2 protein-coding genes are annotated in these 1,786 nt (G+C 49.7%); both read left to right on the plus strand.

Translation table 11 applies throughout. The features are described 5' to 3' along the window. Positions 1-10 precede the first annotated feature (10 nt). Positions 11-1,063: a Hint domain-containing protein gene (locus ACR0K5_RS25045; RefSeq protein WP_480632219.1), complete on the plus strand. Its 1,053-nt coding sequence runs from the start codon at positions 11-13 to the stop codon at positions 1,061-1,063. Between the two features lie 141 nt (positions 1,064-1,204). Continuing rightward, positions 1,205-1,786: hypothetical protein (locus ACR0K5_RS25050; protein ID WP_480535012.1), on the plus strand; the 582-nt coding region annotated here is incomplete at its 3' end.

A 1,786-nucleotide genomic window follows, 5' to 3' on the forward strand; every position in this document is an offset into this window, starting at 1 on the left:
GCTTCGATAAATGCCTGACTTTGATTTTGGAATCTATCGCCTTGCCAATATCGGAGGCACAAACGGGTTTCAATTTGGCGGCACCGTCACCGTTCGAGATGACAACGGGTTTCGAGACACGATTTTTGACGATATCGAACAAGCTCCGCCATTCGAGACAAACGGCGATCAGAGGATCATTGCCTCCAACATCACCGAGTTAAACGTGGGAGACACCGTCCGGTCGCGCGGCCTCTATCGAATGACCAACAACGATACAGGGGAAACCTTTGATGACATCTTCGAGGTGTTTTCCCAGACTGCCGGAAATCCTCCTGGACAGTTGTTCGTGTTTTCGTCCCCTCCGCCGGCTTGGCTGTTCGACGATACTAACCGCACACTTTCCCTTATCAATTCCGATGGAACAATTGCCTACACTAACATCGACGATACGATTGTCTGTTTTGCGGCCGGTACGTTGATCCAGACGGGTGACCAGCACGACATCCCCGTGGAAGATCTAATTGTAGGAGACCGCGTGCGGACACTGGATAGTTCAGCAAAAGCCATTCGCTGGATTGGGTCTCGTAAAATTCAACCCATAGAGTTGCAGTCTAATCCGAAATTGCGTCCTGTTCGTATCAAAGCAGGCGCGCTTGGGTGCGGCTTGCCCCGGCAAGATCTTTTGGTTTCCCGTCAACACCGTATTCTGGTGCGGTCCAAAATCGTTGAACGCATGTTTGGAACCACCGAAACGCTCATCCCAGCAATCAAATTGGTTGGCATAGTGGGTATCGACGTCGCTGATGACCTGTCAGAAGTTGAGTATTTCCACATTCTCTTCGATAACCACGAAGTCATCTATTCTAACGGTGCGCCGACAGAAAGCTTGTTTATCGGGCCGGAAGCTCATAAAGCTATCTCACCCGAAGCTCGGGCAGAAATTGAAGAGCTTTTTCCGGAGACCTGCGAGCCAGACTTCCTACCAGTTCCAGCGCGTTTCATTCCTAGCAGAGGCAAGAGCATAAAAAAACTTGCGATGCGTCACCATAAAAATGGCAGGCAGTTACTTGAGGCTTTCTAAGCACCCCAATGATAACTGACCAGGACCCGAAAGCACATCTGATTGGCGAAAAGCAACTGCCGTTGCGATGCACACACACTTTTTTGCAATATCGACGAGCAAGCGGCCTGTCTGACGGGCTATGATCAGAAATACTTATAGATGAGCGCAGCTCTCGACGAATGGCGTTTTGAAACGATCAATGTCGATTCAGAGCTCGGTCTGTATTTCGAGACCTTTAACCAAAGATTGGATCAGTGGGGGGCATCACCACAAGATCGATACGGCTTTGTTTTCTTTACTAATGGGAATTTGGATAGTACCTTTGGCGGGTTCAGCTTTAACAGTGATCATGTTCTTGTCATACCGCCAGGAACGTCATTCGACTTCAGAGCAGAGGCCGATACCGGATTCTGCCTTGTGAGTGTCGACAAAGTAGCCTTTGAGACTGTATTGGGTGAAACGCTCGTAAGAGACAGTGTATGCGAGCGGATTGCAAAATCGACCCAGTTCTTCGAACACTCTACCACTCACAAACACCTGCGCGCTTCCGTTGCGTTTCTAACGCGTCTTGCTTCTGGCGAGAATCAACGCCTCTTTCCCGGTGTCATTCAAAGTGCCAAACGAGCGCTTATCACTCTTCTGGTGGGCATCGCTGAGCCTCCCCAACTGAACTGGTCCACCGTTATGTTTAGGAAACGGAGGACCACGAATGGCAAACAAGAGACCAAAGCCCGAAGAAAT

This window comes from Ruegeria sp. AB9 (assembly GCF_056542585.1).

What these genes read in the sequence shown, in the direction of transcription:
- ACR0K5_RS25045 (WP_480632219.1), top strand. Translation starts at nt 11, where the DNA reads ATGCCTGACTTTGATTTTGGAATCTATCGCCTTGCCAATATCGGAGGC.